General features: G+C 40.1%; 19 protein-coding genes. 11 read left to right on the top strand and 8 right to left on the bottom strand.

Annotated features, from left to right (window positions below; translation table 11 throughout):
- The first annotated feature begins 85 nt into the window (after nucleotides 1-85).
- From IC619_RS15625 to IC619_RS15615, 3 genes are all read left to right on the top strand, one after another.
- The gene (locus tag IC619_RS15625; protein WP_191141001.1) at nucleotides 86-1,087 is read left to right on the top strand and encodes a FecCD family ABC transporter permease; all 1,002 of its coding nucleotides are present in this window, start codon (nucleotides 86-88) and stop codon (nucleotides 1,085-1,087) included.
- Entirely contained in the window at nucleotides 1,084-2,094 is a 1,011-nt protein-coding gene (locus IC619_RS15620) for a FecCD family ABC transporter permease (protein ID WP_191141021.1), read from the top strand. Before IC619_RS15625 ends, IC619_RS15620 begins: the two co-directional genes overlap by 4 nt.
- Before the next feature lie 166 nt (nucleotides 2,095-2,260).
- Nucleotides 2,261-3,304, top strand: a complete 1,044-nt coding sequence (locus IC619_RS15615; protein WP_191141002.1) for a quinone oxidoreductase family protein — start codon at nucleotides 2,261-2,263, stop codon at nucleotides 3,302-3,304.
- A 118-nt stretch (nucleotides 3,305-3,422) separates the two neighbouring features.
- Here IC619_RS15615 and IC619_RS15610 read toward each other — a convergent pair whose 3' ends face one another.
- The 7 genes from IC619_RS15610 to IC619_RS15580 all read right to left on the bottom strand — a co-directional run bounded on the left by IC619_RS15610 (nucleotide 3,423) and on the right by IC619_RS15580 (nucleotide 13,964).
- Nucleotides 3,423-4,553, bottom strand: coding sequence for a sugar ABC transporter permease (locus IC619_RS15610; RefSeq protein ID WP_191141003.1), 1,131 nt, complete (start codon nucleotides 4,551-4,553; stop codon nucleotides 3,423-3,425).
- Nucleotides 4,550-6,046 carry a sugar ABC transporter ATP-binding protein gene (locus IC619_RS15605; protein ID WP_249669902.1) on the bottom strand — a complete coding sequence of 499 codons (1,497 nt, stop codon included), beginning with the start codon at nucleotides 6,044-6,046 and terminating at the stop codon, nucleotides 4,550-4,552. Before IC619_RS15605 ends, IC619_RS15610 begins: the two co-directional genes overlap by 4 nt.
- 31 nt (nucleotides 6,047-6,077) lie before the next feature.
- The gene (gene xylF / locus IC619_RS15600) at nucleotides 6,078-7,127 is read right to left on the bottom strand and encodes a D-xylose ABC transporter substrate-binding protein (RefSeq protein ID WP_191141004.1); all 1,050 of its coding nucleotides are present in this window, start codon (nucleotides 7,125-7,127) and stop codon (nucleotides 6,078-6,080) included.
- 170 nt (nucleotides 7,128-7,297) lie between these two features.
- On the bottom strand, nucleotides 7,298-10,045 hold the full coding sequence (locus IC619_RS15595; protein ID WP_191141005.1) for a glycoside hydrolase family 15 protein: 2,748 nt from the start codon (nucleotides 10,043-10,045) through the stop codon (nucleotides 7,298-7,300).
- A gap of 122 nt (nucleotides 10,046-10,167) precedes the next feature.
- Nucleotides 10,168-11,652, bottom strand: a complete 1,485-nt coding sequence (locus IC619_RS15590) for a response regulator (RefSeq protein ID WP_191141006.1) — start codon at nucleotides 11,650-11,652, stop codon at nucleotides 10,168-10,170.
- Nucleotides 11,630-13,063, bottom strand: a complete 1,434-nt coding sequence (locus tag IC619_RS15585) for a sensor histidine kinase (RefSeq protein WP_191141007.1) — start codon at nucleotides 13,061-13,063, stop codon at nucleotides 11,630-11,632. The genes IC619_RS15590 and IC619_RS15585 overlap by 23 nt, the downstream gene beginning before the upstream one ends.
- Nucleotides 13,047-13,964 (bottom strand): sugar ABC transporter substrate-binding protein, encoded by a 918-nt coding sequence (locus tag IC619_RS15580; RefSeq protein WP_191141008.1) that lies wholly within the window; start codon nucleotides 13,962-13,964, stop codon nucleotides 13,047-13,049. The genes IC619_RS15585 and IC619_RS15580 overlap by 17 nt, the downstream gene beginning before the upstream one ends.
- A gap of 87 nt (nucleotides 13,965-14,051) precedes the next feature.
- On the opposite strand from IC619_RS15580, the gene IC619_RS15575 reads away from it, so the two are divergent.
- Entirely contained in the window at nucleotides 14,052-14,795 is a 744-nt protein-coding gene (locus IC619_RS15575) for an alpha/beta hydrolase (RefSeq protein WP_191141009.1), read from the top strand.
- Nucleotides 14,796-14,894: 99 nt separating this feature from the next.
- Here IC619_RS15575 and IC619_RS15570 read toward each other — a convergent pair whose 3' ends face one another.
- Nucleotides 14,895-15,176 (bottom strand): 2TM domain-containing protein, encoded by a 282-nt coding sequence (locus tag IC619_RS15570; RefSeq protein ID WP_191141010.1) that lies wholly within the window; start codon nucleotides 15,174-15,176, stop codon nucleotides 14,895-14,897.
- A 524-nt stretch (nucleotides 15,177-15,700) separates the two neighbouring features.
- On the opposite strand from IC619_RS15570, the gene IC619_RS15565 reads away from it, so the two are divergent.
- The 7 genes from IC619_RS15565 (at nucleotide 15,701) to IC619_RS15535 (ending at nucleotide 22,354) form a co-directional block, all read left to right on the top strand.
- Complete coding sequence (locus tag IC619_RS15565) at nucleotides 15,701-17,011, top strand: helix-turn-helix domain-containing protein (RefSeq protein ID WP_191141011.1); 1,311 nt, start codon at nucleotides 15,701-15,703, stop codon at nucleotides 17,009-17,011.
- A gap of 351 nt (nucleotides 17,012-17,362) precedes the next feature.
- Nucleotides 17,363-18,208 (top strand): phosphodiester glycosidase family protein, encoded by an 846-nt coding sequence (locus IC619_RS15560; protein ID WP_191141012.1) that lies wholly within the window; start codon nucleotides 17,363-17,365, stop codon nucleotides 18,206-18,208.
- Nucleotides 18,209-18,366: 158 nt separating this feature from the next.
- Nucleotides 18,367-19,455 (top strand): glycoside hydrolase family 99-like domain-containing protein, encoded by a 1,089-nt coding sequence (locus IC619_RS15555; protein WP_191141013.1) that lies wholly within the window; start codon nucleotides 18,367-18,369, stop codon nucleotides 19,453-19,455.
- The gene (locus tag IC619_RS15550) at nucleotides 19,452-20,168 is read left to right on the top strand and encodes a class I SAM-dependent methyltransferase (RefSeq protein ID WP_191141014.1); all 717 of its coding nucleotides are present in this window, start codon (nucleotides 19,452-19,454) and stop codon (nucleotides 20,166-20,168) included. Before IC619_RS15555 ends, IC619_RS15550 begins: the two co-directional genes overlap by 4 nt.
- Nucleotides 20,169-20,180: 12 nt before the next feature.
- Nucleotides 20,181-21,203 carry a CgeB family protein gene (locus IC619_RS15545; RefSeq protein ID WP_191141015.1) on the top strand — a complete coding sequence of 341 codons (1,023 nt, stop codon included), beginning with the start codon at nucleotides 20,181-20,183 and terminating at the stop codon, nucleotides 21,201-21,203.
- Between the two features lie 87 nt (nucleotides 21,204-21,290).
- Nucleotides 21,291-21,776, top strand: coding sequence for a DinB family protein (locus IC619_RS15540; protein ID WP_191141016.1), 486 nt, complete (start codon nucleotides 21,291-21,293; stop codon nucleotides 21,774-21,776).
- Between the two features lie 23 nt (nucleotides 21,777-21,799).
- On the top strand, nucleotides 21,800-22,354 hold the full coding sequence (locus tag IC619_RS15535) for a GNAT family N-acetyltransferase (protein WP_191141017.1): 555 nt from the start codon (nucleotides 21,800-21,802) through the stop codon (nucleotides 22,352-22,354).
- Nucleotides 22,355-22,590 lie beyond the last annotated feature (236 nt).

The following is a 22,590-nucleotide window of genomic DNA, read 5'->3' as shown; positions in this document are numbered from 1 at the left end:
TGCGAGTGGTCAAATCTCACAATCTACTGTGTGGAGGGTCCTACGAGGTACCCTCACTTTTTATTTTAATAAAGGAAGAGATGACATGAAATGCATAGACAAACCATTTATGTATAAGTTCATTTTGGCGATTTGTGTACTGATCGGTATCTTCTCTATTTCGATGTTGCTAGGGGCGGTTAATACCAGTGTGAGAGATGTCTGGTTAGCCTTAACATCAAGTCAACAGAATAGTACGATTACGATAATACGTGAAATCCGGTTACCACGAGAAATAGCAGCCGTATTTGTTGGAGCTGCATTAGGGGTTTCTGGTGCGATTATGCAAGGTCTTACGCGTAACCCACTGGCTGATCCGGGTTTATTAGGGATAACAGCTGGAGCAAATGCAGCACTAGCCATAACGATCGTACTCATTCCTTCTGCCAATTATTTCGTGATCATGTTTGCATGTATGATTGGGGCGATGATGGGTGCTTTGCTTGTCTTAGGTATCGGAGCCTTACATAAAGGAGGTTTTTCACCTTTTCGTATTTTGTTAGCAGGAGCAGCTGTATCTGCTTTTTTTTACGCCCTTGCTGAGGGGATTGGCCTGTATTTTAAAGTATCAAAAAATATTTCGATGTGGACGGCGGGCGGATTAATTGGAACTACTTGGAACCAACTTCAAATTATTGTTCCTTTTATTCTGCTTGGCATTATCGTATCGATATGCTTGTCTAGACACCTTACAATACTTAGTTTAAGTGAAGAAGTGGCAATCGGCTTAGGTGAGAAAATCAATCACATAAAAATGATCTTATTCTCAATCATGATTATACTAGCAGGAACTTCTGTAGCTTTAGTAGGTAGTCTTGCATTTGTTGGCCTGATGATTCCACACCTTGTACGCGCCATTGTAGGAACCGATTATCGTAAAGTATTACCCATGTCGGCGATACTAGGTGCTTGTTTTATGTTAATAGCAAACACAATAGGAAGAACCATTCAAGCACCTTATGAAACACCGATTGCAGCTATCGTGTCCATTATAGGTTTGCCTTTCTTCCTATATATCGTACATAAAGGAGGAAAAAGATGGATTTGATTCGTCCAACTAGGATCAGAAAGAAACGCATGCTTATTGTCCTATTTTTTCTGTTCATCGTAATTACAAGTATTGTAAGTATGGGATTGGGTTATTCTTCATTATCCTATAGTCGATTAATACCCACATTTTTGGGTGAAGGGACATTCAAAGAGGAATTTGTCTTATTTTCGATTCGTTTACCTCGCATTGTAATTACGATATTAGCAGGAATGGCACTTGCTTTAGCAGGAGCGATTTTACAAGCCATCACCAGCAACGAACTAGCTGATCCAGGCATTATAGGGATCAATTCTGGTGCTGGAATGGCGATTACTTTATTTTATTTGTTTTTACCTATAGAACTTGATCATTCCTTTATTTATATGTTGCCTGTAGTCGGATTTATAGGTGCACTTTTAACGGTGTTTTTCATTTACTTCTTCTCTTTTAACAAAACAGTGGGACTCCAACCCGTTAAGCTTGTGATTACTGGTGTAGGGGTTTCAATGGCTCTGTCGGGATTTATGGTTGTTCTGATGTCAGGTTCAGAATGGAGAAAGGTGGATTTCGTTGCAAAATGGTTATCGGGTAGTATTTGGGGCTCAGATTGGCCATTTGTAATCGCAATGCTACCCTGGTTGCTCATTCTGATTCCTTTTTCTCTATTTAAGGCCAATCGTTTAAATCTATTAAATTTAAGTGAGCCTGTTGCAATAGGCGTAGGGGTAAACTTAAAAAGAGAAAGATTCGTACTTCTGATGACTTCCGTCGCCTTAGCCGCAACAGCTGTATCTGTGACTGGTGGGATTGCATTCATCGGTCTGATGGCTCCGCACATAGCTAAAGTCCTTATTGGACCGAGGCATCAATTGTATCTGCCGATCGCCATTCTACTCGGGGGATGGTTTCTCTTGCTTGCGGATACAATTGGACGAAATCTAGTTGAACCAGATGGTATTGCTGCAGGGATCGTGACGGCCTTAATTGGAGCACCTTATTTTATTTATTTGTTGCTAAAAAAATAGAAGGAAATCTAGTCGTACTTAGTTAGCGTTAGGAAGTGTATTTCGGGTGGAATACGCTTCTTAATTTTAAATAATCAACATCATTCGGAGTGTAGTATAATAAGCTTAACCCCCATACAATTACATACTTTTTAGAAAATAAGAAAATATAAAGTGAGGTGATAAAATGGCAAACCAAATTATGATTGAAAAAGCAGGTAATCCAGAAGTGTTAGTTGATCAACAGAGCGCTCCAGTTCAAATGGAGAGTGGAATGGTTCGGATTGATGTCACTGCGGCAGGTGTTAACTTTGCTGATGTCGTCGGACGTTTGGGGAATTATCCAGACGCTCCACCTATTCCCTACTGTCCAGGGTATGAAGTGGCTGGGGTGGTTACGGAAGTTGGGGAAGGCGTTACGCATCTACAAGTGGGCGATCGCGTGTGTGCATTGACGACATTTGGAGGCTATACGGACGAAATCGTGACACGAGCAGATGGTGCTTTTCGACTGCCTACAGAGATGGATCTAGAACTTTCGGCGGCTGTTCCAGTGACGTATTTAACCGCACACACTTGTTTATTTGATGCAGGTGGGCTAGTCCCTGGTAAAACTGTCTTACTGCTTGGAGGAGCTGGTGGTGTCGGCTCTGCGGCTATTCAATTAGCAAGACAAGTAGAAAATGTTACGATACTAGCCACTGCGGGTAGTAAAGAAAAATGTGAGTGGATGGTAAATGAAGGCGTACATCATGCGATCAATTACACAAATGAAGATATAGCTGAGCGAGTGAAAGAGATTACGAATGGGAGAGGCGTTGACCTTGTACTCGATCCGATTGGTGGGCGTAATTTGAAACAAAGTGTGGAGATGTGTGGTCAACTAGGGCGTGTGGTCTTATTTGGAACCAGTTCCATGTCCCCTAGTAAAGACCGCAAACTAGGGACAGTCATCCGTGAAGCTTTGCCACTTCGTTTTTTTAACTTAATTGATCTGTTTTCACGAAACGTGGGCATACATACCATTAATATGTTGGTTTTATCACAGAGTGAGCCTGAACGTACACAAATCGTTATGAAACAGATCTTAGCGCAGATTGAAGCTGGCAAATTAAACCCAGTGATTGCCGAGCGCTTTACACTTGATGCCAAAGGAGCAAGAGAAGCCCATCATTACTTGCAAGATCGCAAAAACATTGGGAAAGTATTGCTGATTAAAAAGCATAAGTAGTTGTACAAATTATAAAGTAAGATCGTGAATGATCGTATGAATTCGTGTTTGGGCTAGGAAATTGTATTCCATTTCTCGATTAAATCTCCGCTCCATCACTATGGGAGCGGAGTTTGGCTTATGCTGTTTTTCGTTGACTATAAATATCAAACCATACAGCAAGGATTAAAATGGAACCTTTTACGATCAGTTGCCAAAAAGAATCGATGTTCATCAAGCTCATGCCATTATCCAGACTTGCCATGACGAGTGCTCCGATTATGGCACCCGTGATGGTACCGACACCACCCATGAGACTGGTCCCTCCAATGACACAAGCAGCAATCGCATCCAATTCGTACATGGTGCCTGCACTGACAGTAGCGGCATTCACACGCGCAGTGAGGATAAGTCCTGCTATCGCAGCTAATGTGTTGCCGAGGATAAAAACGGTGAGGATGCGTTTTTTGATAGGGATTCCAGATAAAAATGCGGCTTCAGGGTTACCTCCGATCGCGTATACTTGACGACCAAAAACGGTTTTTTTAGCAATAAAAGTGAAGATACAAGCAAGAAAAATGACAGCCATAAAGGGAATCGGTACGCCTTGGTATTGATTGATGAAAAATACGAATGCAAAAATACTGATGCAAATCAGAAACCAGATCAGATAAGTCATTGATTGAGATGTACTCGTAAAAGCATAACGAATTCGATTTTTTCGTCGTTTAATCATGATCAGAAGAATGAGAATAGAAGCCAAAGCCGCGATGAAATAGCCAAAAATGGGAATCAGATATCCTTGCCCAATCAGCTTAAAAGACTCATCTAAAGGTGCAATGGTTTGACTCTTGGTTATGCCTGTTAGGACACCACGAAATATTAACATACCACCCAGCGTGACAATAAACGCTGGCACTGCACGATAAGCAATCCACCAGCCCTGAATAAAACCGATCATAGCACCGATAAGAAGGGTGAGTAGGATAACTGGAATGGTGTGCCAGCCATACCATACTTGCAGGATAGCCGCAATTCCCCCGGTGAGGCCAACTAGTGATCCTACAGATAAATCGATATTTCCAGTAACGATAATCAGTACCATACCAATGGCTAGAATCGAGGTGACAGACATTTGAACTAACAAATTAGATAAGTTACGAATGGTTAAAAAGTTAGGATCTAATATTGCAAATAAAGTCCAAATGACGATGATCGCCGTAATCATAGAGTAGGCGCGCAGATCTAATTTAAACCTGTTCGAAATCATGAGACTTTACCCCCAGTAGCAGCTTGCATAATACGTTCTGGTGTGGCTTCATCTGTTTCAAACTCAGCCATTTTTCTTCCTTCAGCCATCACCATAATGCGGTCGCTCATTCCGATGATTTCCGGTAGTTCAGATGAGATCATAATAATGGCGATTCCTTCTTTTACGAGTTGGTTCATCTGTTGATATAGTTCGTATTTAGCACCCACATCAACACCACGAGTTGGTTCATCGAGTATCAATACTTGAGGTTGAGTCATCATCCACTTTCCTAAAACCACTTTTTGCTGATTACCACCACTTAATGTTGCCACTGGATCTTCAAATGTACGTGATTTAATCTTCAGCTTCTCTATAAATGAGTAGCTCTCCTGAATCTCACGGTTTTCATCAACCCATTGCCATTTTGCAAGGTGTGCTAAGTGTGCAAGTGATAAATTTTTCAAAATGGATTGATTTAAGATTAAACCTGTCTTTTTACGATCTTCAGTAACTAAGGCTAAGCCTGCACGAATGGCTTCTGCTGGATGCTTAAACTGTACCACTTGACCATTGAACAAAACTTGACCCGTTTGTTTTCCATTGTGTGCACCAAACAGATGCAAAGCAAGTTCACTCCGCCCCGATCCCATTAAACCTGCAATGCCTAGTATTTCCCCGTGATGAACTTGGAACGAAAGATCGTGTAAAAGTTGCTTTTTTTGCCGCCAGACAGATAGATGACGAATCTTTAATACCACGTCTTGTGCAGGAATTTTGATTTTGGGAAAACGTTGATCGAGTTCACGTCCTACCATATGATGGATGATTTCAGGTTCGGTTGTGTGTGCGATTGGGCAAGTCGTGACGGTTTTGCCATCTCGAAGTACGGTTACGGTATCTGCAATCGAGGTAACTTCGCTTAACTTATGTGATATATAAATAGAAGATACGCCACGCTTTTTTAGTTGACCCAAAATGTTGAGGAGGATGCGGCTCTCTTTTTCTGTAAGTGCGGCCGTCGGTTCATCTAAAATGAGGATACTGGCATCTTTAGCGAGTGCTTTAGCAATTTCTACTAATTGTTGTTCACCAATACCTAGATCTTCCACAGTTTGTTCAGGATGCAGTTTACCCAGACCGACTGTGGAGAGCCATTTCTGGGCTTCGTGATAGGATTGAGTGGTGTCGATGATACCCGATTTAGCTCGTTCGTTTCCTATAAATAAATTTTCCGCGAGGGTCATTTGTTTGACGAGTGCCAGTTCTTGATAAATGATGGCGATGCCTGCGTGTTCAGCATCCTTGATGGATCGGAAACACTGCTTATTCTCACGAATGTAGATATCCCCTTCATAAGTGCCGAACGGATATAATCCGCTCAGCACTTTCATTAAAGTTGACTTCCCAGCCCCATTTTCACCACACAAGGCATGGATTTCTCCTTCTTTAACGGAAAGCGACACGTGATCTAGTGCGGTAACACCTGCAAATTTTTTGGTAATTTGTTTCATTTGAAGTGCGATAGTCAAGAGAAGACCTCCTCTACTGGTTATAGATGTCTTCACGTCGATGGAAACCATCGGTAATGACTGTGGCATCGATATTTTCTTTGGTCACAATTACCGGGTCGAGCAAGATAGCAGGGGTATCGATTTTTCCGTTGAAAACGGTTTTATTGGTTTGTACAGATTCATCTTTAGCAAGATTTACAGTTGCTTCGGCAGCCGTTGAGGCCAGAGTTGAGATTGGTTTATAGATTGTCATGGCTTGTGTCCCTGCGACAATTCGTTTTATGGCTGCCAGTTCAGCATCTTGCCCCGATACGGGTACGTTACCAGCCAACTTTTGGGCGGTAAGGGCTTGAATCACACCACCTGCTGTCCCATCATTTGCTGCAATGACGGCATCGATCTTGTTTTGATTTGCGGTTAAGGCATTCTCCATATTGGCTAAGGCATTGGCTGGATCCCACTCTTTAGTCCATTGATCATATACAATCTGAATATCTCCACGATCGATATAGGGCTTTAATACTTTCATGTGCCCTTTTTTTAATAGATGTGCATTGTTATCTGAATCTGCACCTTCAATTAAGGCATAATTTCCCTTGGGTTGGCGCTCAGTAATGGCTTTTGCTTGCATTTCTCCCACTCGCTCATTATCAAAGGAGACATAAAGGTCTACATCTGCTTGCTTAATTAAACGATCATAAGAAACGACTTTTATGCCTTCAGTATGTGCTTTTTCGACGATTGCTGCGGAAACTTCCGAATTATGAGGAACCACGACGAGAATGTCTACGCCTTGACTAATGAGATTCTCTGCCTGTGCAATTTGTTTAGCATCATCTGAATTGGCTGATTGTACTTTCACCTCAGCACCTAATTCATTTGCTTTGGCAACAAATAAGTCTCGATCTTTTTGCCAGCGCTCTTCTTCTAAGGTATCCAGAGAAAAGCCAATCACGATTTTACCACCATTCGTTTTTTTGTTTGTTCCTGTTGGACTGGTCGTAGTAGGTGCTTGTGTCACACAAGCAGATAAAGCCAGAGCTATACTGAGTAACAATGATAAATGAATCCACCTCTTCATTGATCTTCACCTCATCATTTTTTGTTTTCAGTCTAATCTATGATATATGGGAGCGTTTTCATCGCAAGAATTACCTTCATTTAATCGTGGAAGGTAGCACAAATTGAGAGTGGCATAAAAAAGAAAGAGTCCTGCTCTCGATAAGATGGACTCTCTTCAGTATGATGAAGTTATTGTGTCACAGTATAGGAATATTCCAATCCATTTCGATTGTCCCACTGATTGGACTGATTTTTAAACGCCATGTTGATGGAATAGCTATTGGACGGGAGCGTGATGGTTGCAGACCAGCTGCCGTCACGATTTGGGGTCATACTTGTATTTTGTGTTTGTTGCCAGCCACTAACACCCCAATGGAGGGTGATGGAACGACTAGAAGGAGCAAGCTCTCCTCGATAGGTAATTGTTGTGGTTTTATTTGCTTGTGGCGCAGGGTTTATTAAAACTGGATTTTGGTCTGTGTAGACGGGTAAATACCAATCTCTTCCTTTGTTATTATCCCATGATTGGTTTCCATTCCAGAAAACAAAATTGAGCTGATTGGCATCTGTAGGTATTTGAATCGCTGCTTCCCAAAATCCATCACTTCGTTTACGCATGCTTGTTTGCGTGACATCATGCCATTCATTGTTTCCCCAATGTAAGATGAGGTTAGACTCATTTTGTAAAGCACCTTTGTAGTACACTTTAAGTTCTTGTCCGCGCTTCAGTAATTTTGAATCATAATCGACTTGGTAGCCGGAGTGAGGCGTCGTGTCATGGGGAGGAGGATCATTCGATTCATATCGTTCCTGTACCACTGATGGAATTCCAACCGGCTTTCCTTGATGGATAGAGGCAAGTAGATTAATATATTCACCCATCGACCAATTAAGTGCTTGCATGGAGCCCGTTGGTGTTCCAGGGGCTTTACCTGATGGTGCATTTAAATCCCATACTTGTTCGGGAAGGGTTCCTGTGGAACTGGAAAATTTTTTGAGAGTGGCTAAATAAGCATCACCGCTATTTCCATTAGCGATTTCATAGATACCTCGTTCAGCCGTAAAGATGGGCCATAATCGACCAACGCCTGCACCTGTGTAATTGCTACCATCTGCTTTTTCGCCATAACCATCATGATTATAGCGGAACCAAGCATCTCCTTTACCTGGAATGGATTGTTTAATGACAGCGTCCACAACAGCGAGTGACTTTGTAATGTGCGGGTCAGTCGGTTTTTTTACTCCCATTCGTACCAATTCTAAAAAGCTCATATCTACAATAGCGCGTTCATCGTAGCTTCCACCACCGTTCGCAATATGAATGGTTTGACCATCATTGGGATTACCATTTTCATCAATGCGTAGGTAGTATTGACCATCCCCATAAACACCAGAGGTGGTGAAGGTCCACTCGTTTACTTTTGCTTGCCACTCATCTGCTTTGCTTAGATACGTATTCGCACGATTTAGATCGCCGTTTTGTTTCGCCATATCTGCTGCACATACTAAACCTGCTATTTGAGCAGCAATTGTTGCGGGAGAGAAGCCGGCATTCTCTTCCCAACGTTCTTGCTGTGTCCACGGACCAGTATTTACGATATAATCGGCTGTTTTTTGCACTTTTGGCCATAGATCTTGCCGCTTTAGCTTCCATGCGAGAATGATCGGCATACCTTGCTCATCCATTTGTGTCGCATTCCAATAAGGCGTACCATCGTTCCATGAATTTTGCGGGAAACGTCCTGTTTGTTGATCCATTTGGGTGTGGAAGAGGAAATCGACGGCGCGGTTCGCAGTTTGTGTATCTCCTGCTACAATGAGGGAATTGGCAAATTTATATAGATCTCTTGCCCACACCAGATGGTATCCGCCGTGTTTGCCCTCGTCTGCTGAAACACTGTCTCCCCAGGGATTTCCTAGACCCGCTACAATTCCGCCATATGTTTTATCTTGGCTTGCTTTTAGAAGCATCGTAGCTAAATAATATTGATCATCGGCTGCTCCCCCCTGCGAATCAAGGTCATTTGTATAGGTATGCCATTCTGTGATGTAGTTGGTTTCAGCAGCAGAGACCTGATTTAAGCTGGCAGTAGTGGCTTGCAGTGCTTCGTTTTCATTGGCACCAAAGCCGAGTACTAAATCAAAAGAGACGGAAGTTTCGTTTCCATTTCCCATATCAACCATACCCATTTGTGCCACATTCCCGTTGTAAGCGGCATCGTAGGTATAGGTCATTTCATAATCAGGGTTTTGTCCTCCCAGTAGATCTTGCCAACCATCATTGACTCCTACAAAGGCATTGGACACTTGATTGTTTTTCCAAGGAAGAGATAAACCGAGTGCGGACACTTTGTCTTGTTTGGAAGCAACCAACATCGTCCGATTTTGATGGGCGATGGTTTTGGCATGATTGTTGGCTCCAGAATTATTCATGGAGGGATTATGCAAGACGTATAAATTGTAATCGTTTACATTTCCAGCTAACGCCTGGAAGGTGACACGTTGAATTAAGGTATGCTGAGTGGGGTCTGTAAATATTTTTTTGGTTAGACGCCAGCGCTGATCACGGTCTTCTGAGGTTACTTCCCACATTAAGGCTTTGGGATCTACTTGCTTAACGGTATGTGTTTGCGATTTTTCTTCATCTACCCAAGTGTGGTCAGCATCACCAACCATAAATTGTAAATCTTGGACATTTGCAGTATCGAGTGTGGGATAAAATACCTCTGTGATAATCCCATCTGTACCCGTAAACCAAACTTTTGACTGTGTATTTACTGAAGAGCCCATCCATTCCTTATCACCGGGACTCCAGACCGAATTTGCTCCTGGGCCACCAGGAGCGGTTTCTGCTGTCATGCTTGATGCAAGAGCAGGTGTAAATAACGTAATGGTTAAAATGAGCATAACCATCACCCTGACCAATCGTCTTGGCATGCGCTTCTCTCCTCTCAAAGTATGCACTCGTTACAAGGTATGAGTTAGATGAGAACGATTGCGCAGTAAAGATCTGTACTTTTTGAGGAAAGATAGGACTGATTAAGTGCGTGTACCTGCCATTACGTCTTTTTATACTGTGTAGGGGTAAGTCCGCACATCTTTTTAAATACGCGGCTAAAATAATTGGGATCATGATAACCTACTGCAAAGCAAATCTGTTTCATACTTTTTTTACCTGCTCGAATCAATCGTTTTGCTTCTTTTATTCTCAAGTCTGTGAGATAGTCCACATAATTCATATTAAAAGCTTCTTTGAATCTTTTGCTGATGTAATAAGCACTTAGTTGGTATTGATGCGCTAAATCTTGTAGTGAAATCTCCTCATGATAATGCTGATCGATGTACTTTTTAAATTGGTGCGCAACATCTAAAGCCTGATTTTGTTGTGTGTGGCGCATTAAATGTTTAAAGAGGGCGATTTTAGTTTGAATTTCAACTTGTAGTTGAGATAAACTTTGGCCAGTAAATGTGAGCGTATGTAAGTCGATCAAGACGCCTTGTTCTTCTAATTGAAAGGAAATGAGGGAAAAGATACGAAGCAGATTTTGCCTCACTTCATCAAGGCGATCATCGGTTTGCACTTCACAGTATAGGAATTGAAAGATAGCTTGTTCTAAAGCTTGCCAATCCCAAATACGAATCTTTTCCCAAATGTCTTCTTGTAAATTTCTCTGTAAGAGGCACAGATCATGTTGTATAAAATCTTCATAAAACTGAAACTTGCGTTGTGATGAGCGAATATGAATGACTTGCATGGCCTCATAATAAGAATGTCGGAGGCAATGTAGCTGGTCGTAAGGGGTTCCGATTGCGATAAACGTTACTTCTGGTCGTACCTGTACCTTCTTCATGATTTGGTAGGTGATATGACGATAATTTGTTTCTATATAGGTGGTGAAGGCGATGATTGGAATATGAGCGCCACTTAAAGCACCAACAAAAACATGCTCGATAGCGTGAAATGCTTGTTTGATCTCATGATATAGCTGTGTATTAGGATTGTCTAAGTGAAGCGTAAGCACAAATCCTTGCTGTGAGCGCTTTAACTGAAATCGTTCAAAAACGGGATCTATATCGTGATCATATGTGTAATGGTGCAAGATTTGCATGACGAAATCCGCTTTTAATATCGATAAAATTTGATGATCTGCTGTTTGCTTCTCCTGTTCGGACTCGATTTCGTTACATACTTTTTTGATAGCTTGGACGATGTCACTTACGCTACTCGGTTTAAGCAAATAATCTTTTACACCCATTCGCAGTGCTTCTTGTGCATAGGAAAAGCGATCATAGGAAGAAACAATCATCGCCTTGATTTGCGGAGCATGGGCTTGTATATAGGCAATTACGTCTAAGCCATTTTTGCCGGGCATTTGGATATCGACCAGTATGAGGTCTGGTGGGTCCTTCTTAATCTTTTCAATGGCTTGTAGTCCATTTTCAAGTGCTCCAATCACTTCTATTTCGGGTACATGTTTGGTTAAGATGTCTTCTAAGGCAAGTCTTTCAATCTCTTCGTCTTCAACAAGAAGGGTTCGAATCATTTGTAATCACCTTTGATGGCTCTCGTGGGAGAGAGAGTTTGATCGTGGTACCTTTGTTGATTTGGCTCGTAATCTGAAGGACATCCTGTCTTTGATAAAATAATTGCAGGCGCCGCTTCACATTGTAGATCCCCATACCACCTGATTCAAGTTGTGTCATGGACATGCCAAGACCATCATCTCGTATGTATACGTAGACATCATTCGTTTTTACTTCGATGGAAATGCGTATCGTACCACCAGTCTCCTTCGGTTCGATACCGTGTTGAAACGCATTTTCGACGAGCGGTTGTAGTGTAAAGCTAGGAATTTTAATGGATTGAAGAACGGGTTCAGTGGCATCGATAAAAATGTGTAATCGATGTGTAAAACGTGCTTTTAAAATGGCGCAATAGTTTCGGATCATGTCCATTTCTTGGGCTAAACTTACGCCTGAACGAGGATCCTGCATCTGATAGCGGAGCAATTGTGCGACTGTAATGACTAAATCACTTGTTTCATGTGCGTGTTCCAGATAAGCTTTTTTAGCCAGCAAATTTAGTGTATTAAACAAAAAATGAGGTTTGATCTGACTTTGGAGACGGTCTAACTCTACTTCTTTGGCTAATAATTGGTATTCTTGCAACTCTTGTTCGAGGTGCATGCGTTGTTTCAGTTTATCAAATGCAGCTTGAATATTTTCTTGCATGGTATTAAATGTGTCAGCTAAAAAGGCTGTTTCATCTTTTGTTTGCACATGTATAGGACTTTGATAATTTCCGGTGGCGATTCGTTTTGCACCTGTTGCCAGTGTGCGGATTGAACGCGTAATATTTGTAGCGAGTAGGTAAGCGAGAAAGAAAAGTACACATACTGCTAACAATAATCCAAGTAGCGTATCTTGTTGAAATTGCTTGCTAAGTTGAATCATCTTCGCATAGTAAGCTTTATTTTCAATTAGCTCAGCTTGTATGAGGGTAAACGTCGTTTCATTTAATAGATGTTGTACTTGTGTGGCGCGATTATAGTAATCCTCTGCATTTGCGAAAAGTTGATGCTCGTGTGACAATAGGGCTGAATGGATAAGTTCCATTTGCTCTTTCATTTGATTCATGTAGTCGATTAAGTGGATTTGATTACTATTGTGCTGAAAAATGTGCAATTTTTCATAGTCTTCTAGAAGGCTCTTTTTAATCGTTTCATACCGTCTCTTTCGTGCAGGGTCAGGGGTGTTTAGATAAGATCGACTTACTTGCAGGAGTTGCTCTGATTGGGAAGAGATGCGTTGCAACAATAAAAAACGTTCTAATACTTCGTTATATTGCTTGATCTGTTGCTGATGAATAAAGAAAAAGGTGAATCCATACAAGCTATAGAGTAGTACGATACAACTAACCAATAATAAAATCTTTCCTCTAATGGTTCTGATCATGTTTTTTTACCCTTTGCGTTACAAGATGAATAGAGGTATGTATGGGATCAGGACTTAGCTCTTCTCGTCCTTCTAGCCAGTTTATAAGTACGGATATACTTTTTTCTCCGATTTGCTGTGGAGATTGCTCGATATAACCAGATAGATCACCTGCTTCATAGTAGGCGTGGATAGCAGGATCATCAGCAAAGGTATATAAATGCTGATTTACTTTACCTGTTCGTGTTTGAATGATTTGTAAGACCTCTCTATAATCGCGACCATCGAGGACGACAATCACATCGACAGCGGGATGATTGTTTAATAAATGCTCAATTTGATCAAAGACAAGCATATTTTCATCATTTACAAGTGTTTCTTTCAGACCTAAAAGCCGGATTGGACGAGCGGGTAAGGTATGATTCGGTGTGACTATGCCGATCTGATGATCCTGCCCAAACGTTTGCTGCAAGTGTCTCCCCATTTTTTTGCCAGCTTCCATCTGATCTGAACCAATATACTTTTTACGTAGGCTAGAGGGGGCATCACTTCCAATCGTAAAAACAGGAATACCTTTCTGTGTCGCGCGCTCAACTGATTGGTTAAAACGTACTGTATCGTTTCCTACGACTAAGATGCCATCCACATTTGAAGCAATAGAGACTTCCATTTGCCGAATCAGTTCAGATGATTGATCAGTTCGGAGCAAAATGGGGTATTTTTGAGCCGATATCTTTACACTTTCCGCTACTTCATCCCAAAAAGGATCTCCGTAGGTGGGTAAGATCAAGTCAATTCGGTACTGATGTGCTTGAACCGGTGATGTAACAAAGCGGTTCGGCCACGACGTATAAAAATGGAAAAAAGGAAGATAGGTGAAGCTGAGCAAAATCAGTAAAATGAGAAGTTTACCATGCTTCATTTCTTCACCTCGATCTACGACTAGGAATAAGCTTGTTTTATTCTACGCAACACATGCTGTTTACATGTCAATCGAGGAGAGCGCATCATGAAAAAAGTGATTTTTCACAATCGAAATCATCTAAAATTAGTCGGCCATTTTTGGGAATCTGATTCAGATTCTATTATCATCTTTTGTCATGGATTTACCTCAGATAAATCGGCTCGCGGTCGCTTCGATCGGCTTGCTGTTTTTTATCATGGACTTGGATATGCTGTACTCGCATTTGATTTTAGTGGTTGCGGGGAGAGTGATGATGTCCATCTGACACTCGCCAATCGAATCATTGACTTATACGCGGCCATTTCTTATGTACAAGCGCAAGGGTATAGGCGTATTGTTTTGCATGGGCATAGCTTGGGGACATGCGTCTGCTTATCTTGTTATACACCTGTTATCGATACGATGATCTTAACTGGAGCACTAACGGGACCGATGTTTTATGATTGGGAACAAGTTTATTCGAAGCAGCAGATACAAGCATTAAGGCGGGAAGGATATATCACAGAAGTACAAGCAAAGCGAGATGTTATGATTGACAAACAAATGCTCCTTGATTTTGAACAGATTGATCAAGAGAAGTTATTGTCGCATGTGAAATGTCCAGTCCTTATCATTCATGGAGACGGAGATCAAGAAGAGCGCGCGCTCTATCAAAATAGTCAGCGTGGGTTGAAATGGCTACCCGAAGCTTCCAAGCTAGAAGTGATACAGGGGGCTACACATAGCTTTACCTATCATCTATCTCAGATTGAGCATCTAGCGAAAAGATGGTTACATTTTCAGTGGTAAAAGTAAGCGTAAACGCACTCACACCTATTTATTCGGAGTGCGTTTACGCTTACTTCGTTTGGAGGCGGTTGTGACACAGCAAGTCGTGTGTCATTCAGGTCATTTATTTATGCTATTTTCATACCGTTCCATCTCTTTTTGCACTTTCTTCTCAAATTGAACGGGATCTGAACCAAAAAAAGTGTGAAACCAGTGAAAAGCAAGTCCAATTCCCCATGGGAGAGCAGGAAATATCAGAGTCCAATCTAAGCCTGCATCAGCGTAAACACGCACAATCAGAATAAAGAGATTGACTAAAATGTAAACAAGTAGGTGATTGTAAAAATCTTGTTTTTCACGCACTTTTTTTTCAGCATACTTTCTTATTTGTTCTTGATCCATTATCGTGATCCTTTCTTATACAAAATAGATGAGTAGCCATGATTAAGCTGAAGATCTTCACAAACTTTGCATGATACGTAGTACACATATAAAATCCAAACAGGTAGCCAACATGTCCACGCATCCAAGTAATCCCAGTGTGCACCTAAGGCATGCGGCGTACCAAAGGTCTATTTTAATTATACGATTTTGAATCTAAAAAATCCCATTTTTGCAATTTCTGCTTGCGCTTTGCCTAATGAAAACAAGACTCCCTAATTTGGGTTAATTGGAACGTGGTCAACCTAGCACAATGATTTTTATATTAGACTAAGAGGGTAAATCAGTTATATTTTTCTTTGATTTCACCTTAATGACTGGATCAAAAAAATAAATTTAAACGATCTGATAGTAAGATGCAGCATATTATAAGTGGTCATAAATAAGAAACTCAAATAAATTAAAAGAAAACTCAATATTATTCTGGAAAAGTATACTGTTTTAATTTATTATATCTATAAAACGGTTTATGGAGCGTATTAATATTGGGAATTGGTGCTAAGATAAGATTGATAAGAATACACAAGAAAATGACGCAACAACAGTTTATTGAAGGAATTTGCACGCATGCTTATTTGAGTAAGGTTGAAAATGAGCAAGTTAAACCTTCGAAAAGTTTTTTGAAAAAACTATCCTCTAAGTTGAAATTAAACCTAGATGACTTCTTTAATGAGGATAAAGAAGCAATTGTCACATCTATTAGATCAATTTCTTCAGAATTTAGAAGTGATTTAACAATAAGTGAAAATGAACTCCTTCTTCTTAAATTGTATGCTAAAGATTTCTTCGCCAGTGAACTGTACTTGAAGATATATAGTACACTTATAAAATATTATGTTACGGAAGAAGTTACGATTGCGAAGCATTTGTATCATGATTCAATTAAATACATTCTTGAAGATGATATTAATAACGAAGATGATATGGATATGGATAGGTATTACTATTATTTTGCGTGTGGTAACTTATTTCATGCAGTCCAAGATTTTGCGATTGCAGATGAATACTTCTCAAAAGCAGAAAGACTTTCTGATAATTGTAGTATTGAAGAAATGGGTAAATTATATTTTAATATAAGCATTGTAAAAATGAAGGTAGCCGATCATCCTGAAGTAGCATTGGAGTATGTAAATAAGTCCTATGCGTTACTCAAAAAAATTGGTGGTGATGCATATTTAACTAAAGTCTTGATATTAAAGAGCATACAATTAACTAATTTAAATGCAGTAGATGAAGCATTAACTTATCTAGAAAAAGCGCGTCAATTGGTTTGTAGTAAAGATTTATTAATAAATGCAGTAATCGCATTCCATATGGGCAATATCTATAAAAAAAAGAACTATATTGATGTAGCTGTTGACTGGTACAAGAAAAACATTCAGCTAAATATAGAAAATAAAAAGGAAGAATTGGCAATCACAGGTTATCAACAACTTGCTAAAGCCTATTATGATATCAAGAGATGGGATATTGCGAATGATTATCTGGAGTGTGCGCTGAGGATTTCTGAAACACGTGAACTTAGATACAATTGGGTAGAAACCAAACGAATTCAAATTGAGTTATATAAGAGATTCGATATAAAGAAATACGAACTGGCATTAAAAGAAGTAATAGAATATTGCAAGGTACATAATCAAACGTCTTTTATATATGATCTTGCAAGTGAGCTAGGAAAATATTATTTTAGTAATAGGTATTATAAAAAATCAGCAGAAATGTTATTGCTAGCTTTGGAATCTAAAGATACGGGTCGAACAGAAGAGATAGATAGTGATTTGGGCGTTATACCTTGATAAAAAAGAGAAGGGAATTTTTAATTTGAGAAAGCTAAAATATGTTACGCTACTGTTACTGGTTTTAGGATTCACGCTATTTTCTGAAAGTAATTCAGTTATGCCTGATGTTCCAGATCCTCCAAATACAGGTGGTCAAGATCCGCCATTATTCTAAAAATACGCCTATCGGATTTCAGATCGTTGAAAATCCGATAGGCGTATTTTTATACCCCATTGGTTACATTTTCATTACTTTACCTGCAATGAATGGATCAAAAAAAGATAAATTTAACATCTAGCATGTAACTTCTGCCTAACTTTAAAATAAACATCATAATGAATAGTATGCGTTTATATGGAGGTTATATGATGCTTATCAATCTAAAAAAGGTAACACGTATTGGACTGGCAATTGCAACAGTGTTTGCAACATCAATAGTTGGTGGAAATGCAGATTCCGTACAAGCAGCACAAACTGTGTATAAAGCAAAATCTTATGACTATATCACGACAAATGATTTTAATGTTATTAGGACACATGCAAGTAATATTAAAGCCGTAAAAATTAATCAAGCACTTCCTTATACAGATTACTACGGTATAAACGGCGGGCTATATAATTTTGCTACTAAATCTACACCAGCTTCTGCATCAAACATTTTCTGGGAAAAAAGCAAGGATGGCGTACCCAATACGCTAAATGATCATAACACGGGTTACAAATATCGTGGAACCCTTGTTACTTATAAGGACCCAGTAAAAGGCACAGTAGCTGTTGTTAAGAGTTATACAGATATAAGTGCCGTTAAAAGTGACTTAGGTCAAAACTTAGATTATCGAAATATGCTTGGTGGAGGAAATTTATACGTTAAACAAGACGAAGCAACTTTTAGAAAGGGATTCAAAGCAGAAGGATGGGATTCGTTAAACCATCAGCCAGATGCTACTGGAGCAAATAGAACGGGTATTGGGGTGAAATATGAAAATGGTCAATCCTACCTTTATCTATTTACATCTAAAAAACATACTTCACTAATTAATCTCAGAAATACGATGAAAGCTTTGGGATGTAAAGAGGGAATCTGGCTAGATGGGGGTCATTCCACTCAAATGCAAGTTAAAACTAGCCCAACCAATACGCTTAAATTCGCAGAACCTTATGAAGGTCAGCTTCGTCGTATTCATCATGCGGTAACACTTATTAATAAAAATTAATAGAAGATCAACAGAGCTTAGAGATATAGCGATCTAAGCTCTTTATCTATTTAAAATAATCCGTCCCACATATTCATTTTTCCATTACATAAGTCGATTACATACAGCATATGATGTTGCAAGCATATGAGATGACATGAACAGTAGAGGTGGCATTTGTGACAAATCCACAGGTGATTGCGTTTTATCTTCCGCAATTTCATGCGATTCCAGAAAATAACCGCTGGTGGGGGGAGGGGTTTACGGAATGGACCAATACGCGTAAAGCCAAACCTTTATTTGCTGGGCATAATCAACCACGAGAGCCTATGAACGATTATTATTATGATCTGACTGATGCTGCTGCGCGCAAGTGGCAAGCGGAAACGGCTTCACGATATGGCGTAGATGGCTTTTGTTACTATCATTACTGGTTTAAGGGAAAAACTTTACTTGAAGCCCCATTACAGGAGGTGCTACGTCTAGGAGAACCTGACTTTCCATTTTGCTTATCATGGGCAAATGAGCCGTGGACACGTGCTTGGGATGGAATGGAAGAGCATATATTAATGGATCAAGATTATGGGGATCAAGCAGACTGGCAAGCCCATTTCGATTACCTACTTCCTGCTTTTAAAGATCCACGTTACATATGCATAGAAGAAAGACCCGTATTTCTAATCTATCGTCCCGCTAGTATTCCCAATTGTACAGAGATGCTTACTTATTGGAATGAGCAAGCACAAACACATGGCTTAGCTGGCATATACTTTGTAGAAACTTTAAATAGCTTTGACCTCCCTATTGTGCCAGGGTTTGATGCAAGTGTTGAATTTGAACCCATGTATACGATGCGTCACCAGATGCCCAATGCCTTACATGTGGTCAATGAATTTACGACTGGAGAAACGACGGTTCATATTTTTGATTACGAGCGAGTATGGACGCGAATACTGGGGAGAATGCCTGATCAGATTGTGAAAAGGAATGCAGAGCGAGGTGTAAAGCAAACATTTGTCGGTGCTTTTTGTGATTGGGATAACGCTGCACGAAGTAAACATTTCGTTCAACTTTTTCACGGTGTTACACCACAAAAATTTGCTGTATTTTTTCTGCATCAATTATTACGGGCAAAGGCGATGAACAGTCCTTTTATCTTTATTAATGCGTGGAATGAATGGGCGGAAGGGGCCTATCTAGAGCCAGACCGCCGCTTTGGATATGCTTTCTTAGAAGCGATTGCCCAAACATTAAGTTTGAAGGAATGAGGGATGTGATGCGTGATCATGGTGGCTACTGTCCAATTTGTGAAAGAGAAGTAACCTTTCATATTCGAGGCGCATGGCTTCGTGAAGAATATTTTTGTACGCGTTGCTGGTCCATTCCACGACAACGCGCCATTATCCATGTGATTCAAAAATTTTTTCAGCTTGGCTCTAATGCGATTGTACATGAATCTTCACCTGCGGGTATGGCTTCTACAAAGTTGAAGCAAATGTTTCCACAAATGACGTTCTCACACTACTATCCTGATGTGCAGTTAGGAGAGCTGGTAAATGGATTTAGATGCGAAAATTTAGAAAATATGACCTTTGCTGATCAAATTTTTGACTTATTTGTAACCCAAGATGTGTTTGAGCATGTCTTTAACCCCAAAAAGGCATTTGCTGAAGTGGCACGTGTTTTGAAATTAGAGGGTATACATATTTTTACGGTTCCTTTTTATAGAAACCAAACCACAAAAATACGTGCTACAAGGGAAAATGATGAGATTGAATATATTTTTGAGCCAGAATATCATCAGAATCCGATTGATCAGGAAGGGGGCTCATTAGTGGTTACAGAGTGGGGAACGGACATGGCTGAAGTGATCAAATCATGTTCGGGTATGAAAACCACCATGTACCAAATTAAAGATCACAGTATGGGGATAGACGGTGAGTTTTTAGAAGTATTTGTAAGTCGAAAAACCAATGCTTAAGGTGGAAAGGGAATGGAAACTTTTGATATACGTGTACTTTTTGTCCGTAGTGATTTGACAGATCCCTATATCGAGCTAGAAAATGCGATGATCTCCCATTTGCAAGATCTTGTTAACAAAGTAGAAGTAACATCAAATAAGTTACTTATTCATCATTGCCTAAAATTTCAACCACAGCTTATCATCATTTTTGCCGGGTTTTTAGTCGAGAATATTGCGATTCAATATTTAAAAAGATTAGGCTATTCGATCGCGATTTGGATTGTAGATGACCCCTATCATATTGATGTGACAAAAAATAAAGCACTGCTATGTGATATCATCTTTACACAGGATAGTGGATGTGTCAGGCATTATCAAGCGTGCGGGCATCCTCATGTATATCATTTGCCACTCGGGGTTGATATACATACCTATTATGCAGACGAAATCCCGGAAGCAGAGAAGATCGACTTCTGTTTTCTAGGGAGTGGCTTCACGGATCGTATTTCTTTTTTTAATCGTGTTTTTGACTATCTTTCTAGTAAACGCACATTAATCAGTGGACGATGGTGGGAGCGATTAGCACAGTATGATACGGAAAAAGGGCGAGCAATGTGTAAATTGACACGCTACGATGCCAGTGAAACGGCAAACATTTATCGTCATACTAAAATCGCGATTAATCTGCATCGCCATCCATTTGCGGATCCCCATAATGACAATCAGAATCAGTTACCAGCCCAATCTATTAATAATCGCATTTTTGAAGTGCTGAGCTGTGGTACTTTTTTATTAACGAATTGTAGTCTCGATTTAACTGATTACTACAACCCGGATACAGAAATTGGTATCTTTAACTCATCGGAAGAGTTTATCCAGAAGGCGGCGTATTACTTAAAACATCAGCAAGTGCGTAAGCAGATGGTGCAATCAGCTCAGCAGCGCACCCACCAGGAACATAGTTATCATAGGAGGTTGACGCAGTTATTACAAACTGCGGTTGATGCAGTCAAGCTCCCAAATATGAAGTATAATAAAAATGTGGACAGGTGACGCACCTTTTATTTTTTCATGGAATGGAGCGGGTAGTCTGTCTAAAAGAAAATAAAAATGAACTTGATCATATAGGAGCGAGATTTCATGTTACCTTTATTTCATTATAATTGGCAAATTCGAGATGAGTGGTTGAAGTGGTGTGAACAATTTGATCAAGAAGAATTACTAAAAAAGAGGGTTGGTGGGATGCAAAGTATTTTGCATACTTTGTTTCATATCATTGATGTGGAGTATAGTTGGATCGGTGCCATCATAGGTGAAGAGGAAGAAGGACCCCAGTTTTCGGATTATCAGGCCCTGGAAAGTGTAAAAGAGCTTTCGTTCCGTTATCGGAAAGTATTAGAACCTATGCTAGAGCAGAAGCTACCTAAATTATTGCGAGGAGAAGTAAAACCGGCATGGTCAATTGAAACGTACTCAAACGAAGAAGTCATGTATCATGTATTGACACACGAAATACATCACATGGGACAATTGGCCGTCTGGGCGCGTGAATTAAATATAAAGCCGATTTCTGTTAACTTTATCGACCGAAACTTGATTCATTTGCGCCCGCACATTCGTGTATGAGTTCACTATAGGGGGAAGCACGATTGAAAAGATATCACGGCAATCGCATTTATCTTCGTTCTTTTCATATTGAAGATGCTAGACAGTGTTTGATGTTGATGGAGCAAAATCGAGATTTATTTCAGCGGTTTGTGCCTACTCGTGAGGAATCATTCTACACCATAGAGAAGCAGAAGGCGGTGATATTGAAGCGTCAATATGCAATGAAAGAGGATACGGGTTATGCATATGGTATTTTCTTGCTCGAAACAGATCAGTTAATTGGAGAAATCAATCTCAATCGGGTATTTCGAGAGCCGCATCAACGAAGTACAATGGGGTATTGCTTAGACCAAGCGCATCAGGCACAAGGCTATGCGACAGAAGCCGTTTTACTTCTTTTAGATATTGCCTTCACAGAACTGTGCTTACATCGGATTGAAGCGGGTGTCCAACCCACTAATATCGGCTCGATACGTGTACTAGAAAAAGCTGGATTTAAACGGGAAGGGCTGGCACGCAAAAACGTAAGAATTAACGGAAGTTGGACAGATCATTTGATGTTTGCGATTTTAGCTGAAGATGGATGGAATGCATAAATTTATCTGCTTATGGTAAACATAAATTTAATTTAGGTATAGGATTGACATATGTTTAATCCTATGCTAGTATATTTCTTGTCGCCACGATAAGGCGGTAACAACTGAAATGTTCCTTGAAAACTAAAGAGTGACACATGACCTGTTCAATTTTTATATGAGCTTACAAGCTCACCATTATATGGAGAGTTTGATCCTGGCTCAGGACGAACGCTGGCGGTATGCCTAATACATGC

Origin of the sequence: Polycladospora coralii (assembly GCF_014773435.2) — a bacterium.
GTDB classification, from domain to species: Bacteria; Bacillota; Bacilli; order Thermoactinomycetales; family Thermoactinomycetaceae; genus Polycladospora; species Polycladospora coralii.
The sequence above is the reverse complement of the archived record's forward strand: the minus strand, read 5'-3'. Positions and strand labels throughout refer to the sequence as shown.

Bases quoted from the DNA above. Each gene is read 5' to 3' on its own strand.
- IC619_RS15550 (WP_191141014.1), top strand. From the start codon at position 19,452: ATGAGGGATGTGATGCGTGATCATGGTGGCTACTGTCCAATTTGTGAA.
- IC619_RS15580 (WP_191141008.1), bottom strand. From the start codon at position 13,964: ATGAAGCATGGTAAACTTCTCATTTTACTGATTTTGCTCAGCTTCACC.
- IC619_RS15615 (WP_191141002.1), top strand. From the start codon at position 2,261: ATGGCAAACCAAATTATGATTGAAAAAGCAGGTAATCCAGAAGTGTTA.
- IC619_RS15590 (WP_191141006.1), bottom strand. From the start codon at position 11,652: ATGATTCGAACCCTTCTTGTTGAAGACGAAGAGATTGAAAGACTTGCC.
- IC619_RS15595 (WP_191141005.1), bottom strand. From the start codon at position 10,045: ATGCCAAGACGATTGGTCAGGGTGATGGTTATGCTCATTTTAACCATT.
- IC619_RS15585 (WP_191141007.1), bottom strand. From the start codon at position 13,063: ATGATCAGAACCATTAGAGGAAAGATTTTATTATTGGTTAGTTGTATC.
- xylF (WP_191141004.1), bottom strand. From the start codon at position 7,127: ATGAAGAGGTGGATTCATTTATCATTGTTACTCAGTATAGCTCTGGCT.
- IC619_RS15575 (WP_191141009.1), top strand. From the start codon at position 14,052: ATGAAAAAAGTGATTTTTCACAATCGAAATCATCTAAAATTAGTCGGC.
- IC619_RS15560 (WP_191141012.1), top strand. From the start codon at position 17,363: ATGCTTATCAATCTAAAAAAGGTAACACGTATTGGACTGGCAATTGCA.
- IC619_RS15625 (WP_191141001.1), top strand. From the start codon at position 86: ATGAAATGCATAGACAAACCATTTATGTATAAGTTCATTTTGGCGATT.
- IC619_RS15570 (WP_191141010.1), bottom strand. From the start codon at position 15,176: ATGGATCAAGAACAAATAAGAAAGTATGCTGAAAAAAAAGTGCGTGAA.
- IC619_RS15540 (WP_191141016.1), top strand. From the start codon at position 21,291: ATGTTACCTTTATTTCATTATAATTGGCAAATTCGAGATGAGTGGTTG.
- IC619_RS15610 (WP_191141003.1), bottom strand. From the start codon at position 4,553: ATGATTTCGAACAGGTTTAAATTAGATCTGCGCGCCTACTCTATGATT.
- IC619_RS15605 (WP_249669902.1), bottom strand. From the start codon at position 6,046: ATGAAACAAATTACCAAAAAATTTGCAGGTGTTACCGCACTAGATCAC.
- IC619_RS15545 (WP_191141015.1), top strand. From the start codon at position 20,181: ATGGAAACTTTTGATATACGTGTACTTTTTGTCCGTAGTGATTTGACA.